This is a genomic window from Yersinia antarctica (assembly GCF_056636475.1).
Genome location: NZ_JBSJQF010000001.1, coordinates 3,867,498 through 3,880,829 on the forward strand (window position 1 = coordinate 3,867,498; position 13,332 = coordinate 3,880,829).

The window sequence follows — 13,332 nt, forward strand, 5'->3', positions numbered from 1 at the left end:
ATTAACCCGGCAACGGTGCACCCGTACTGTTGCCAGAAAAAAGATGAGCTGTGATGAAAACATTAAAAAACTGGCAGTTAATAAATCAATATCCCGACCATTTGGAATTACTGGTCGATGATCATCATATATTTTGTCTGTATATATTAGAGCCAAACCTCTGCCGTGTGCTGATTAAAAAGAATGGTGAGCTGGCCTTAAACCGCACCTGGAGCATTGCCCCACAAGGCGATGTGCCATGGTCTGGCCGTGACCGACTTAGCCTGGACGGTTTCTCCATCCCAGGTTATCAATTGGAACACCATGAACAACAGTTGATAGTCACCACTGAATGTTTGCGAGTGACCATTTATCAACCGCTATATCTGGCATGGGAATATAAAAATCAGCACGGCGAGTGGCAGCCACTGGCGGCGGATCGGCCCACCAGCGCTTATTTACTCAGCCCCCATGGAGAAGCCATTGCTCACTATCAGCGGCGATATCCCAATGAGCAATATTACGGATTAGGTGAAAAGGCCGGTGATCTTAACCGTGCGGGTCGCCGCTTTGAAATGCGCAATTTAGATGCTATGGGTTACAACGCCGCCAGTACTGACCCACTCTACAAGCATATCCCGTTTACCATCACTCGCCGTGATGATGTCAGCTTTGGTCTTTTTTATGACAATTTAAGCAGTTGCTGGTTAGATTTAGGGAATGAGATTGATAACTACCATCTGGCCTATCGCCGCTATCAGGCTGAAGCTGGCGATCTCGATTACTATATGTTCCTCGGCCCGAAAGTGTTGGATGTCACCAAGGCATTTGTCCGCCTGACCGGCAAAACCAAATTTGGCCCCAAATGGAGCCTTGGGTACAGCGGTTCAACCATGCACTACACCGATGCTCCCGATGCACAGGTGCAATTGCAAAAATTCATTACACTCTGTCAGCAGCATGATATTCCTTGCGACTCTTTCCAGCTCTCATCGGGCTATACCTCAATCAACAACAAGCGTTATGTTTTTAACTGGAATTACGACAAAGTGCCGCAGCCCAAGGTGATGAGTCAGGCTTTCCTGCAAGCGGGCATTAAGTTAGCCGCCAATATTAAACCGTGTCTATTACAAGATCACCCACAATATCAGCACGTTGCCGAACGCGGATTATTTATTCGTGATGGCGAAAGCGGGTTGCCAGAGCGCTCTTCATTCTGGGATGATGAAGGCTCCCACCTTGATTTTACCAATCCGGCAACCGTGGATTGGTGGCAGGAGAATGTGACCAAACAACTGCTGGAGATGGGGATCGGTTCTACCTGGAATGATAATAATGAATATGAAGTGTGGGATGGTGAAGCGCGCTGCAATGGATTCGGTGAATCTATCGCTATCAAACATATCAGACCGGTAATGCCTTTGCTGATGATGCGTGCCTCAATGGAGGCTCAACAAGCATTTGCACCAGATATACGCCCGTATTTAATATCACGCTCTGGTTGTGCCGGTATGCAACGCTACGCCCAGACCTGGAGTGGTGACAACCGTACCAGTTGGCAAACGCTGCGCTATAACATCCGCATGGGGCTGGGGATGAGCCTGTCAGGGTTATACAACCTCGGCCACGACGTCGGTGGTTTTTCGGGTGACAAACCCGAAGCCGAGCTATTTATTCGCTGGGTACAAAATGGCGTGATGCATCCACGATTTACTATTCACTCATGGAATGACGACCACACGGTAAACGAGCCCTGGATGTACCCTGCTGCCACGCCGATGATTCGTGATGCTATGGCGCTGCGTTATCGGTTACTGCCCTATTTTTACACCTTACAGTGGCAGGCCACCCATGATGATGAGCCTATGTTGCGCCCTACTTTCCTCGATCATGAGCACGATAGTCGCACGTTTACAGAAAATGACGACTTTATGCTGGGTCGCGACTTGTTAGTTGCCAGTGTGGTAGAAGCCGGACAACGCCTGCGGGAAGTGTACTTACCTGATAATAGCCAGCCTGATAATAATGGCGGCTGGTATTGTTTCCACACCGGCCAATGGTATGGCGGCGGGCAAAAGATCATCCTTGATGCGCCACTGGAGCGTTTGCCACTATTGGTACGAGCCGGCGCAGCGCTGCCGCTGTCACGCCGCATCGCCTTTGTTAATGCCAAGTTGGACTCACAACGCGAGTTGGCACTCTACCCCACCAAGGGCGCGGGGCGATCGAGTGGAATGCTGTTTGAAGATGATGGCGAAAGCCACCGCTGGCAGCAGGGCCATGCATTGTGGCTGAGTTGGCAGGTGACTACCGATAATCACCGTATTGATATCACCTTTGCGCGCACCGGCAGCTATCAACCGGCGTGGCGTGAATTATCCGTTAGCCTGCCCGCAAATGAATATCGCAAGTTGTATATCAATGGTGTCGCCAGTAACGTATTGCAATTAAGCCAGTTAACTTAACCCACTGATAGCCAATAAAGAAACGGGTTCCATGCCAGAACCCGTTTCTTTTCCATTGATAACCTACCTGACTAGCGCAGCAGTTTTAACGCGCCAGTCAATGAACGAATCCATTTTTCTGGCCCGACCAATCCCAAACCATCGAGCTGTTCATCACAGAGAGAGTGTTGCGGGAACGCATCTGCATAATCCTGAAAGCTGTGCATTGCACGCGCAAATGCCGGGAAAGGCACAATTGCCCGTTCATTGGTCGCCGCCAATGCTTTCAACAGCACCTCTCTCATCTGCGAAGCATTTGCCTGTAAAATAGGTACCGGTAATTTTGAGCTAACATCAATTTCTTTCCCCCCTGAATCGGACAACATTGTCCCCGCCAGTTGCGGAAATTTTGCTGCTAAACCAATCCCTACCGCGCTGGTGGTATTGGCAATTAAACCAACAGGGAGTTCAGGGTTAACCATAATCGCGATCCGCATTTGCTCTGCCACAGCCACTGTCCTTTTACCGATAATATTTGCTCATAATCATATCCCTCGCTGGCAGGTAAGTGCTTTCTTTTATCACCTGAATTCAGCTAATATTGGTAATACATTCCCAAATAAAATAACAATCAGGTAGAAAATGCCATCATCACTCATAACACCGGCAGATATTAAAATACTGAAACAGTTACAGCATGCTGGCCGTATGACGAACCAGGAACTGGCCGATAAAGTCGGGATGGCAACCTCCCCCTGCTGGCGGCGGGTAAAGCAATTAGAAGAGAGCGGAATTATTACCGGTTATCAAGCCAATATCGATCGACGAAAAATTGGTTTGGGAATCTTGGCATTTATTCGGGTGAAAATTGACAGCCACAGTGAAGAAGAAGCCAAGCTATTTGAAATGCAGGTAGGGGAGTTAACGCCGGTTATCGCTTGCTATGCTGTCGCTGGAGATGCTGACTTCCTGCTGCAAGTGGTCGCGGAAGACCTCGATAGTTTCTCCACTTTCGCCATGTCAGTTATCCGCCGATTATCGGGCATTAAAGAGATGCAAACCACCTTCGTCCTGCGCGAGGTAAAACCACTCGATCATTTGCCGCTGGAATAGATAAATGCTACGACCAGGCTATGGTGTTCGTATAGCGGCTAGTTATCGGTAAAGAGAGGTCAGCTAATCCCCCACTTATCGGCCTATGCCGCCAGCACCCTATTTCGCCCTGCCGCTTTTGCACGGTAAAGAGCCTCATCCATGCGTTTGAATAAGCTATCAGTATCTTCGCCAGCCTGATGTTGTGCTACACCAATGCTTACAGTGAGTCGCGGCATATTGGGTTGACAGACTAACTGAACAGCCTCACGAATAGACTCCGCCACTTGTAATGCGCCCGCTAAATTGGTTGAAGGAAGCAGAATGGCAAACTCTTCGCCTCCCCAGCGGAAAATCATGTCACTTTCACGAATGCGAGATTCCAGGGTTCTTGCCAGTAATATCAAGACTTCATCACCCTTATGATGCCCGTGCAAATCATTTACTTGCTTGAAATGGTCTGCATCAACCAACATCAAGCTGAAGCCTTGTGCATAACGTTGGCTTTGCGCATTAGCATGTTCAACAAGATTAAAGAATTGCCGCCGATTCCCCAAGCCAGTCAGTGGATCCCGTAAGGCCGCATCTTCTAATGCCTGTTCAAGGCGTTTTTGTTCAGTAATGTCATGAATGATACAAAGCATTAACCGCATACCATCCAACTCAACGGGGCCGGCGTAAGTTTGCACGTGACGGGTATTTCCATCGGCTAATTTATGGATGAAGTTGAGAGGCTTGTGCCCACCAGGTAGCTTGGCCACTTCACGCATTACGGGCAAAACATCCTTACCCATGGTATTAATTTCCCAAGTATGTTTCATACACATCTCATCCCGGGAATAACCATAGAAACGGGTTGCTGCTTGATTAGCATCCACAATTTGGCCATCGTCCGATGGATCAATCAATAACATCGGGGCGGTGTTGGTGTCGAAAAATTGCTCATAAAAACCCCGTTCGTCGCGACAGTAGGGTTTAGAGCACAATCGACCGACATTGGGGCGAGTAACCTCCACACCTGCAATATAAAGCCCTTCGAAAACAATAACGTCTCCGTGCGGTTCCAATTGTGTCAAAGAGAGCCGACAACTCAGGGGAAAGCTATTGCCTGCTGTTTGAATAGTCCAGATTTCAACGATTTGATCTTCTTCTGCCAAAGCCGGCAGGTATGCATCCAAATGCTGCTGTGCATGTGCTGAAAACCGGCCATTGCGCAGTAACTGGAGTGGGCTATCACCTGCAATTGTTCGGGCTTCCTTGTTAGCAAAAAGTATTTCCTGATTTTTGGGTAAAACGACCCAAACAGGCGTGCTCAAAATATTTAACGCATCTAAGTAGGCTATCAACATAGGGAATACCGATAGATATTTGGCATAAGAACAGAATACAGTTAATTACTTTGGTTTCACTACTTTTTAACGGCCGGCAAACAAACAGATCAGAGAGAATCACACTTCCTTCTTTTCTAGGTTATTCAGCGTAAAAACAATCACCTTCTAGCCGTAAATAGCGAGTGAATGTGATCTTTAAGCGATCTGATTCGTCACAGGTTAGTACCAACAGAACTGAACGTATCGGGTATTTTATCGTTCCTAGTGTTTTGGCTGGTTTTGAAGTGAGGAGCATAAAGAATCGCTCCTTTCAGTATGGCGATATCTGCGTTAACGTGCTCACGGTATCGAGCGTAATTTCATATTCCGAGAAGAGGTTTATAAAATAAAACAATAAGTTAAAAATAAATAATACAATCGAATCAGATTAATAATGCGTTTTCTCTCACATCTTTTCCAGAAAGTGCTCGCGTAGGCCCCTCTCCGTTGCCAAACTCGCTGAATATCCCAACAACTAGGGAGGGAATTCTCATGGGTGTGCCACAAACCAAATTAGAACTCCTATTAGCAATAGACAAAAACTTTAATAAATTGTCAGGTTATCTCGCATCAATTCCGCCCGAATCAGCATCAGATGAATCAATGGAAGGACATGCGAAAGACACTGTAATGAGCGTTTGCAATCTTGTCTCCTACTTACTTGGCTGGAACAATTTAGTTATCAAATGGATAACGCTTGATGAAAAGGGAAAGCCTGTTGATTTCCCGGAAACGGGTTATAAATGGAACCAACTGGGTCTTCTCGCCCAACGGTTTTATCGCGACTATAGCTATTTGGATTTACGCTCGCTAAGCAGCCAACTACAGAACGCTAAAAGCGAAATCGTTGAATTGATCAATAAGCGATCTGACGATGACCTGTATGGAAAAGCTTGGTATGGCAAATGGACCATGGGAAGAATGATTTCTTTCAATACATCTTCCCCCTACTCCAACGCCTGCGGCAGGTTAAGAAAATGGGCAAAGGAAAACAACCTCAAGCTATGAGGGAAGCTGCCGGGAAAGTGGGGCGCGGGAAGTGGTTCTTCTGGGTTTGGTACCTCCTCTCAGGTATAGCGTTCAAAAACTGCGACGACGTCCTTATCTCTGCACGACAAACTGGTTACCAGACTCAACCAGACGGCTATGTGCGCTTTGACTGGCGCGGTAAACCTATGGAAGGGGAGTTTTACCGGTATGAGTCGTTTGGCGCTGAAATTGATCCTAAACTTGGATATGTCCGGCCATTTGGTAAAGCGTTCAGACAGCAACTGGTTGATAATTTGCAGGTAACTCAGAGATAGCCTTAACTCCACACCATAACTTTTCATTACCCGGAATTAAAAACGTGCCAGGGAGGCTCCCGGCGGCGTTTGGTGCATGTCATGGTTTATGTCTGCAACGTGCATTGACGATATCTCCTCATCCGGCCCCTGCCAGAAAACGGTGATGAAAATAGGATGGCCTGCCAGAAAAGCCAAGGCTAATTTTCCAACAGTGTGAAAACGAGCGATTGGAAGGTGTCGGAAAACGGTCGTTTATTGGCAGCGAAACCGGGAGTAGCATTACTGGAACAGTTTGGCAAAGTTGATTATTCTTTTGTGTTCAACTTTCAAATAAGAATATGAACTAATGCGAACCCGTCGAGCCGCAAGATTACTGATCATCAACAACACTAATGACGTGCTACTTTTCCGCTTTACACATACTAGTGACGCGTTAGCAGGAAGTTCTTACTGGGCAACTCCCGGCGGTGGACTTGAAGGTCATGAAACTTTCGAACAGGCTGCTATTCGAGAGCTTTACGAAGAAACGGGAATAAAACGGGACTTCATAGGTAGCGCGGTCGGGAACAGCACTTTTGAAATGCTTCTTCCAAAGGGTGAAACCGTTAAAGCAGAAGAACGCTTTTTTGTCGTGAGGGTTACCGATACGAGCATTACTCAGGAAGGTTGGAGTCAACATGAAAAAAGTGTTATTTACCAGCATCATTGGTGGACTAAGGATGAACTTAAAAACACCACGGAAACGGTTTATCCATTGAATATTTTGGAAATGCTGTCTGATCTCCACTAGTCACCTGTCGTTTGTTGGCGCTTAAGTCGAACTTGAACATGTTAGGTTGAAACCTTCATTCACTGAGGATAATTGAATGATTAAAGACGCGATTTTTTCACCGTGTGGTAAATATCGTTACTCATTATCGAGAGTCTGGGACGAATCAAAACCGTATACACTTTTCATAGGGCTTAATCCTTCATATGCAGATGCGGAGAACAATGATCGCACATTAAGTCGCTGCATATCATTTGCCAAAAGCTGGGGCTACGGTGGAGGCTATGTGGCCAACCTATTCGCTTTTGTTCACACTCAACGCTTCGAGATGATGAAGGTTGTTGATCCAATTGGTGCGGATAACGACAGCCATTTAATACGGTTATCGCCGCCATCGATGCCGGTAATCTGTTACCGGTGGCGCTGGCATGCCGCACCCGTTGGCCTCGCGCGAAAATCATCATTGCGGCTGATAATGATGTGAACCCGCAAGGTGCTGCTAATACCGGCCAACTGGCCGCAGAAAAAGTGGCCAGCGTGGTCGATGGTTGGGTGACACTGCCGCCGACCCCGTATAAAGCCGATTGGGATGATTACCGCCAGCAAGCCGGTACCGGGCAGGCGCGTAACAGCTTCTATCATGGTTTGTATCAGCCGCCGCCGGAGAGTCAAGCGTCTGAAAATAAAGGGTTATATCCGACATTATCGCAAATGGCCGCCAGCCAGCGCGGGCAGTTATTGGCCGAACATTACGGGCAGATTGCGGTGCATACCGAGAGTGAAACGGTTTATCACTATGATGGCGAGCGCTGGGATAAGCTGCCCGATGGTGTGTTGCGGCGCGAACTGGTGATGATTTTCAACGCCAACGACACGCCTTATTCACCGGCCGGTATCCGCAATGCCATTGAAGCGATGAAGCTGCAAATCCCGATCATGGCCGAGCCGTCGCGCCACTTGATCGGCTTTCAGAATGGGGTTTATGACCTGAAAGCCAGACAGTTCTGGCCGCATTGCGCCAATGATTGGTTGCAGCATCATAACGACATCATATTCACCGAACCGCGACCAGACGAAAATCTGGCACGCCACGCCCCCCATTTCGCCAAGTGGCTGGCCCATGCGGCCAATGACGAATTACCCAAAATGGCCCGCATCAGAGCCGCGCTGTTCATGATCCTGTCTAACCGCTTCGACTGGCAATTATTCCTCGAGGTCACCGGCGAGGGCGGCAGCGGGAAATCGGTATTCACCCACATCGCCACCTTGCTGGCTGGCCGCCAGAACACCGCCTCCGGCAATATGGCGGCGCTTGATCAGGCCAGAGGGCGCGCGCAGTTTGTCGGCAAAAGCCTGATTACGTTGCCCGATCAGGTGAAGTATGTCGGTGAGGGGGCGGGTATCAAGGCCATCACTGGCGGAGATTTAGTGGAAATCGACGGCAAATATGAGAAACAATTCAGCACTTTAATAACCGCCGTGGTGCTGGCGACCAATAACGAGCCGATGAGTTTCACCGAGCGGCAAGGCGGTATTGCCCGACGGCGGGTGATTTTCGCGTTCAACCATCCAGTGAAAGAGGCGGATAAAGATCCGCTGATCGGCGAGAAAATCGCGGCAGAACTGCCGGTGGTGATCCGCTGCCTGCTGGCCGAATTCGCCGATCAGGACAATGCGCGAAAGTTGCTACTTGAGCAGCGAGATTCACGGGAGGCGATGGGGGTTAAGCGGGATGCCGACCCGCTTTATGGCTTCTGCGCCCACATTGTCGAGCTGGGCGAAGCGGTCGGTATGTATATGGGAACGCTGGCAATTTCCCCGCGCGCTCCGCGTATTTATCTGTATCACGCTTATCTGGCTTATATGGAGGCTTACGGCCATCAGCGTTCATTATCGTTAACCAAATTCGGCAAAGACTTTCCCAAAGTAATGAAAGAATTCGGTGCAGAATACAAAAAAGCCAGAACAGACAAAGGCTTCCGCTACAACATGGATTTATCCGACACCGCCAATGACTGGCTCCCCGCTCTGGCACTGCCCCACCATCCGCAACCGGAAGAGCCACCCCACTAATTATTTCTCACCTCTGGCTTATTCAGAGTGTTCAGAAATAGATTTAATTAATTGAAATACAAAGATAAAAACCGACTGAATAGTTTACCAATAACTGTTCAGTCAGTATTCAGAGGTATTCATTAATTCGTGGATGGCAGGTATTAAAAACTGAACACCTGAACAGTTGCTGAAGAGTCTGAGGGGGAGTATTCAGAGAGGCTGAGGCCAGAGCGGGCAAGGGGTGTGGGGGCGATCTTGTTGCTTGGTGAAGGGGGTGAAGGGGGTGAAGGGTTGGGAGTGGGGAGAAGATGGAGGAGTGGGGACGTTGCGTTATATCCCTATCCCATCAGCCGCAAAAATTACATTAAAAAGTATCTTGCTCCCCCAAACAACTACCTGATTTCATTCAATAACTCAGGGTGTTTATCAAGCACTTGCAACAATTTTATCGTTGATGGGTGTGGCAACGCCTTACCCTTTTCGTAACGCGAAAAAGCATTCACTCCACCTCCAAAAATCTCACTAGCTTCCCGCTGGTTTAGACCCAATTTTTTTCGCACCTGCACAATATATGCGGGTGCAATCGATTCTGTATTAACCATTTTTCGCAAAAGCATTGTTTTTGCTGCATAGGTATCGGACTCAGCTTCAGTCATGATTGTTTCACCGCATGCCGGGCAATGTTGTCCTATCACGCCTTCGACGATGAACTTACGCCCTTTATAGGTAAAGGGGACGTCACGCGCTTCGTGGATTAATTCTGCACCACCACAAACTGGACATTTCATCATTAAAACTCCTTAAACGAGACAATCAAAACATCATCGATAACCGTGATTTTCAAATAAACTCTACCGCACGAAAGCATGGGGCGGTAAACATCCTGCCAAATCGTATGATCTTGATGTGTCGTCATACTTTTATAAAAATCGGCGCTAGTCAGTTCGCAAACTACATCACACATATCCCTAAAACTCAGCCCCAACTCTTCAGCGCCATCTCTGGCAGTTCGAGTCGATTTAACATTCCCTTTCAATACCAATTCTTTTACTTTTAGTAAACGAGTATGCGGAGTCCGTTTCTCCATTTCATTGCCATCCTTGAGCAAGTTTTACTCGATAAATATAACCTATTAGGTTATTTATAGCAAGAAAATAACCTAGTAGGTTTGTTTTGCATATGATTTAATAAATATCAATAAGTTATGGTTATTGATGTGACGAAGCCAGTCATTTTTATTACAGCATTTACAAAATCATCTGTGCCGCCCGGCATTTATAAATTGCTGCTAATTTTTCTCTGGTTTTCTTCTGTGGGCGAGAATCTACGGCTTCCCATTGAGATACCGCGGATTGGGTGGTGCCAAGTAGTTCTGCTATTTCATATTGCGAAAAACCACGGTAGATACGCCATGCAGCCAGCAAACTGACACCATCGTTTACCATGATTTGAACAACTTCATTCGGGATGGTCTGATCATCATCGTGATCAGCAACATAGGGAATATCCTCGTACTTCGCATTAGAGATAAGTTGCTGGTACTCGGCGATGGGTAAAACCACAAACTGAGGCTTTCCTGTTTCATCATGAATGTATTGTAGTTTTGCCATCTTATTCACCTTAGTTTAGAAAAATAACGCCATGCCTTTGAGGGGAAACCTACTGAGCCAACCTAATAGGTTGTTGTGGTTCGGCGTTTAACTTCCTGAATCGTACATATCACAGGAGTTCCCTCTATAATCTGAAAAATAATCCTGTAATTTCCCACTCGCATCCGATATTGGCTATCACCGGTCTGTAACTTTTTGATATCCAAATCAACAGCAGGGAAATCTGTCAGTTTATTCACTTTTTCACTGATGGATTTTCGATATCTGACATCTATTGAAAGTAACTGCTTAACCGCTTTCCTCGACCAGTCAACCTTGACCACCGTTTCCTCACTTTTATAAGTGATCACATCCGCTGTTATGGTCAAATAGTAAAGCTATATGTAAGTATGGTCAACACAAAAACCTAATTATTTACTAATTTTAATCTTATTTAAAACTGTTTTTTGAATCCAAATAATAATTGATATCGATGCATTAAATACATATTACACCCACAAATGCGGCCCCTCTCGCATCTACAAAAATATTTGTCCTAATTTACCACTGGTTAATTGAACAGTAGAGAATGGCCGGATATAGTGCCCTCGCAGCGGCAAATTCCGCTGCCGTGATTAGCGTCCCGGAATTCAATAGAGCGCACGACCGCACAGGCGGTTACTATGTGCGGGTACAGTTACACCTGTGAAAAAGCAATGGTGGGCTGGACGGGGGCATCGAAAGATGCGCCGGGTTCTCTGTTGACCGGTTACGCTAACCTCGTTCAGCTCACCACCCTCTTGAGGTTAGCGTCTCTTGGTGGTGATTTTAAAGCCATCAACTGAGAGGTTGTCATCATGGATTCGACGACTAAAGCCCCTTGCCTTACCACTTTTCTTCACCCGCCAGCATCACTGGCCGCCACTCTCCGGTCGGAGGTGCGCCATGTACGATAACTCGCCCCGCGAAGTGGAAGACCTCATTGATCATTGCCGTGCGCTCATTTACGCCGTTGTCGTGCTTGATCAACCCGCTGCAAAAGAAATACTCAATCTCGTCCTATGGCAGCAAATAGACCTGCTACATCAAACATATCATCAAGCTATCAGTGAGCCTCTCGAGGCCGAATAACCCCTAAATGCAAAAAGGCATCGTGAGATGCCTTTAAAAAGTTTGGATAACTATTTCAGCCAGATAGCAAATATCCCTCCCCTATGCCCGTTTCCCAAATCTGCCATGAATTACATTCTCACCATTTTCCAGGCTATCCATATAGTCGGCATACCATTGCAGCATTTCTCTACGACCATCCAGATATTGAGCGTGATTATAGGTGCCGCGAATACTGTTTTTATCGACGTGTGCCAATTGTGTTTCTATCCAGGCCGTATTGAAACCCTGCTCATGCAAAATAGTGCTCATTGTGTGGCGAAAACCGTGGCCGGTGGCCCTGCCGCCATAACCGATACGTCGGATTAGTACATTGAGTGTCATCTCACTGATAGGCTTGCTGTGCTGTATTCTGCCGGGGAACACAAACTGATAGCGCCCGCTGATAGGTTGAATCTGCTTTAGTATCGTAATGGCTTGATCCGGAAGCGGCACCATATGTGGCCGACGCATCTTCATTCGCACCGCGGGGATCTCCCATAAGGCATTATCAAAATCAAACTCTGCCCATTCGGCCTGCCGCAATTCACCCGGGCGGGTACCGGTGAGGATCAGCAACCGCATAGCCAATTTAACCAACATGCTGCCGCTATAACTGGCAAGGCTAGAAAGAAATTCAGGGATTTCATTAATCGTAAGATGTGGATAGTGTTCGCGTTTTTGGGGAGCAAAAGCACTGGCAAGGTCAGGGGCGGGATTATATTCGGCTCGGCCTGTGATGATGGCGTATTTCCAAACCTCACCACATCGCTGCCGAACCTTACGCATTTTCTCAGTGGCACCCCGTTTTTCTAACTTGGACAGCACGGCCATTAGCTCAAGTGGTTTAATTTCTTTGATTGGCCGGTAACCGATATATGGAAAAACGTCTCTTTCAAACGTGCTCATCATTTCTAAACGATAGGATTCAGACCATCTATCATAACGCCGCTGATACCACTCTCGGGTGATAGCTTCAAAGGTATTACTACCCTCTCCTTGCTGCACTAACTTTTGTTCTTTTCTTAAATCACTGGGGTTAATACCCACCATAACCAGCTTTTTAGCCTCATCCCTTTTTCGCCTTACCTCAGTTAGCGAGACAGCAGGATAAGTGCCCAATGAAAGCATTTTAGGTTTGCCAGCAAAACGGTATCTGAAGCGCCAACCTTTCGAGCCATTTGGCTCCACCAGCAGCGACAATCCATTACCATCCGCTTTGGTGTAGGGCTTCTCTTGGGGTTTTGCACAGCGTATCTCAAGGTCCGTGAGTGCCATGTGTATAGAATCCAGAGTGTATAAAACATGATGTGTATAGAATTTGGAGTGTAGAGAATTTCTATACAGATAACTATACACGTTTGTATGTGGATTCCCGTGAGCAACAATAGCCGTCAAGAGACAACAACAGTGGCCTAAACCTTGCTCTGACTGGGTTTGATGTACTTCGGGAGATACTGCAAGACGTTAGATTGGAGCGGGTGAAGGGAATCGAACCCTCGTATAGAGCTTGGGAAGCTCTCGTTCTACCATTGAACTACACCCGCTTCGGTGTGCGGTTTGCATTATAACCGGTTCTTTCTCGTGGGCAAGCGAAGA

Annotated in this window: 14 protein-coding genes, 1 tRNA gene and 2 pseudogenes; 9 read left to right on the plus strand and 8 right to left on the minus strand. The window is 47.2% G+C overall.

Going from position 1 to position 13,332, the window contains the following annotated elements:
* The first annotated feature begins 53 nt into the window (after positions 1 to 53).
* Positions 54 to 2,444 carry a glycoside hydrolase family 31 protein gene (locus ACWJJO_RS17950; RefSeq protein ID WP_481091320.1) on the plus strand — a complete coding sequence of 797 codons (2,391 nt, stop codon included), beginning with the start codon at positions 54 to 56 and terminating at the stop codon, positions 2,442 to 2,444.
* 71 nt (positions 2,445 to 2,515) lie between these two features.
* Here ACWJJO_RS17950 and ACWJJO_RS17955 read toward each other — a convergent pair whose 3' ends face one another.
* Entirely contained in the window at positions 2,516 to 2,938 is a 423-nt protein-coding gene (locus ACWJJO_RS17955) for a DUF2000 family protein (RefSeq protein WP_372569576.1), read from the minus strand.
* Between the two features lie 127 nt (positions 2,939 to 3,065).
* On the opposite strand from ACWJJO_RS17955, the gene ACWJJO_RS17960 reads away from it, so the two are divergent.
* Entirely contained in the window at positions 3,066 to 3,536 is a 471-nt protein-coding gene (locus ACWJJO_RS17960) for an Lrp/AsnC family transcriptional regulator (protein WP_083162779.1), read from the plus strand.
* An 83-nt stretch (positions 3,537 to 3,619) separates the two neighbouring features.
* Here the strand turns inward: ACWJJO_RS17960 and ACWJJO_RS17965 are convergent, their stop codons facing one another.
* Positions 3,620 to 4,864, minus strand: a complete 1,245-nt coding sequence (locus ACWJJO_RS17965; RefSeq protein WP_481091321.1) for a sensor domain-containing diguanylate cyclase — start codon at positions 4,862 to 4,864, stop codon at positions 3,620 to 3,622.
* 513 nt (positions 4,865 to 5,377) lie between these two features.
* Between ACWJJO_RS17965 and ACWJJO_RS17970 the strand changes: the two genes are divergently transcribed.
* The 5 genes and pseudogenes from ACWJJO_RS17970 to ACWJJO_RS17990 form a co-directional block, all read left to right on the plus strand.
* Complete coding sequence (locus tag ACWJJO_RS17970; protein ID WP_372569579.1) at positions 5,378 to 5,893, plus strand: ClbS/DfsB family four-helix bundle protein; 516 nt, start codon at positions 5,378 to 5,380, stop codon at positions 5,891 to 5,893.
* Complete coding sequence (locus ACWJJO_RS17975) at positions 5,890 to 6,189, plus strand: hypothetical protein (RefSeq protein WP_193784785.1); 300 nt, start codon at positions 5,890 to 5,892, stop codon at positions 6,187 to 6,189. The genes ACWJJO_RS17970 and ACWJJO_RS17975 overlap by 4 nt, the downstream gene beginning before the upstream one ends.
* Positions 6,190 to 6,517: 328 nt before the next feature.
* Complete coding sequence (locus ACWJJO_RS17980; protein WP_420072885.1) at positions 6,518 to 6,961, plus strand: NUDIX hydrolase; 444 nt, start codon at positions 6,518 to 6,520, stop codon at positions 6,959 to 6,961.
* Between the two features lie 76 nt (positions 6,962 to 7,037).
* Positions 7,038 to 7,325: pseudogene (locus tag ACWJJO_RS17985) on the plus strand (DUF1643 domain-containing protein); the annotation flags it as partial.
* Positions 7,310 to 9,013 (plus strand): annotated as a pseudogene (locus ACWJJO_RS17990) (primase-like DNA-binding domain-containing protein); the annotation flags it as partial. The pseudogenes ACWJJO_RS17985 and ACWJJO_RS17990, both read left to right, overlap by 16 nt.
* A 374-nt stretch (positions 9,014 to 9,387) precedes the next feature.
* Here the strand turns inward: ACWJJO_RS17990 and ACWJJO_RS17995 are convergent.
* The 4 genes from ACWJJO_RS17995 to ACWJJO_RS18010 form a co-directional block, all read right to left on the minus strand.
* Positions 9,388 to 9,786, minus strand: a complete 399-nt coding sequence (locus ACWJJO_RS17995; RefSeq protein WP_049562359.1) for a type II toxin-antitoxin system MqsA family antitoxin — start codon at positions 9,784 to 9,786, stop codon at positions 9,388 to 9,390.
* Positions 9,786 to 10,082, minus strand: a complete 297-nt coding sequence (locus tag ACWJJO_RS18000) for a type II toxin-antitoxin system MqsR family toxin (protein ID WP_420072884.1) — start codon at positions 10,080 to 10,082, stop codon at positions 9,786 to 9,788. The genes ACWJJO_RS17995 and ACWJJO_RS18000 overlap by 1 nt, the downstream gene beginning before the upstream one ends.
* A 160-nt stretch (positions 10,083 to 10,242) precedes the next feature.
* On the minus strand, positions 10,243 to 10,605 hold the full coding sequence (locus ACWJJO_RS18005) for a helix-turn-helix domain-containing protein (protein ID WP_020283553.1): 363 nt from the start codon (positions 10,603 to 10,605) through the stop codon (positions 10,243 to 10,245).
* 62 nt (positions 10,606 to 10,667) lie between these two features.
* Complete coding sequence (locus ACWJJO_RS18010; protein ID WP_005166028.1) at positions 10,668 to 10,928, minus strand: type II toxin-antitoxin system RelE family toxin; 261 nt, start codon at positions 10,926 to 10,928, stop codon at positions 10,668 to 10,670.
* A gap of 339 nt (positions 10,929 to 11,267) precedes the next feature.
* Between ACWJJO_RS18010 and ACWJJO_RS18015 the strand changes: the two genes are divergently transcribed.
* Positions 11,268 to 11,429 (plus strand): ash family protein, encoded by a 162-nt coding sequence (locus ACWJJO_RS18015; RefSeq protein ID WP_005174987.1) that lies wholly within the window; start codon positions 11,268 to 11,270, stop codon positions 11,427 to 11,429.
* Between the two features lie 100 nt (positions 11,430 to 11,529).
* Positions 11,530 to 11,715, plus strand: coding sequence for a hypothetical protein (locus ACWJJO_RS18020; RefSeq protein ID WP_186374462.1), 186 nt, complete (start codon positions 11,530 to 11,532; stop codon positions 11,713 to 11,715).
* Positions 11,716 to 11,796: 81 nt separating this feature from the next.
* Here the strand turns inward: ACWJJO_RS18020 and ACWJJO_RS18025 are convergent, their stop codons facing one another.
* On the minus strand, positions 11,797 to 13,011 hold the full coding sequence (locus ACWJJO_RS18025; protein ID WP_481091322.1) for a tyrosine-type recombinase/integrase: 1,215 nt from the start codon (positions 13,009 to 13,011) through the stop codon (positions 11,797 to 11,799).
* Between the two features lie 195 nt (positions 13,012 to 13,206).
* Positions 13,207 to 13,280 (minus strand) — tRNA-Gly (locus tag ACWJJO_RS18030).
* Between the last annotated feature and the right edge of the window lie 52 nt (positions 13,281 to 13,332).

What these genes read in the sequence shown, in the direction of transcription:
- ACWJJO_RS17950 (WP_481091320.1), top strand. Translation starts at nt 54, where the DNA reads ATGAAAACATTAAAAAACTGGCAGTTAATAAATCAATATCCCGACCAT.
- ACWJJO_RS17960 (WP_083162779.1), top strand. Translation starts at nt 3,066, where the DNA reads ATGCCATCATCACTCATAACACCGGCAGATATTAAAATACTGAAACAG.
- ACWJJO_RS17965 (WP_481091321.1), bottom strand. Translation starts at nt 4,864, where the DNA reads ATGTTGATAGCCTACTTAGATGCGTTAAATATTTTGAGCACGCCTGTT.
- ACWJJO_RS17970 (WP_372569579.1), top strand. Translation starts at nt 5,378, where the DNA reads ATGGGTGTGCCACAAACCAAATTAGAACTCCTATTAGCAATAGACAAA.
- ACWJJO_RS17975 (WP_193784785.1), top strand. Translation starts at nt 5,890, where the DNA reads ATGAGGGAAGCTGCCGGGAAAGTGGGGCGCGGGAAGTGGTTCTTCTGG.
- ACWJJO_RS17980 (WP_420072885.1), top strand. Translation starts at nt 6,518, where the DNA reads ATGCGAACCCGTCGAGCCGCAAGATTACTGATCATCAACAACACTAAT.
- ACWJJO_RS17995 (WP_049562359.1), bottom strand. Translation starts at nt 9,786, where the DNA reads ATGATGAAATGTCCAGTTTGTGGTGGTGCAGAATTAATCCACGAAGCG.
- ACWJJO_RS18000 (WP_420072884.1), bottom strand. Translation starts at nt 10,082, where the DNA reads ATGGAGAAACGGACTCCGCATACTCGTTTACTAAAAGTAAAAGAATTG.
- ACWJJO_RS18005 (WP_020283553.1), bottom strand. Translation starts at nt 10,605, where the DNA reads ATGGCAAAACTACAATACATTCATGATGAAACAGGAAAGCCTCAGTTT.
- ACWJJO_RS18015 (WP_005174987.1), top strand. Translation starts at nt 11,268, where the DNA reads ATGTGCGGGTACAGTTACACCTGTGAAAAAGCAATGGTGGGCTGGACG.
- ACWJJO_RS18020 (WP_186374462.1), top strand. Translation starts at nt 11,530, where the DNA reads ATGTACGATAACTCGCCCCGCGAAGTGGAAGACCTCATTGATCATTGC.
- ACWJJO_RS18025 (WP_481091322.1), bottom strand. Translation starts at nt 13,011, where the DNA reads ATGGCACTCACGGACCTTGAGATACGCTGTGCAAAACCCCAAGAGAAG.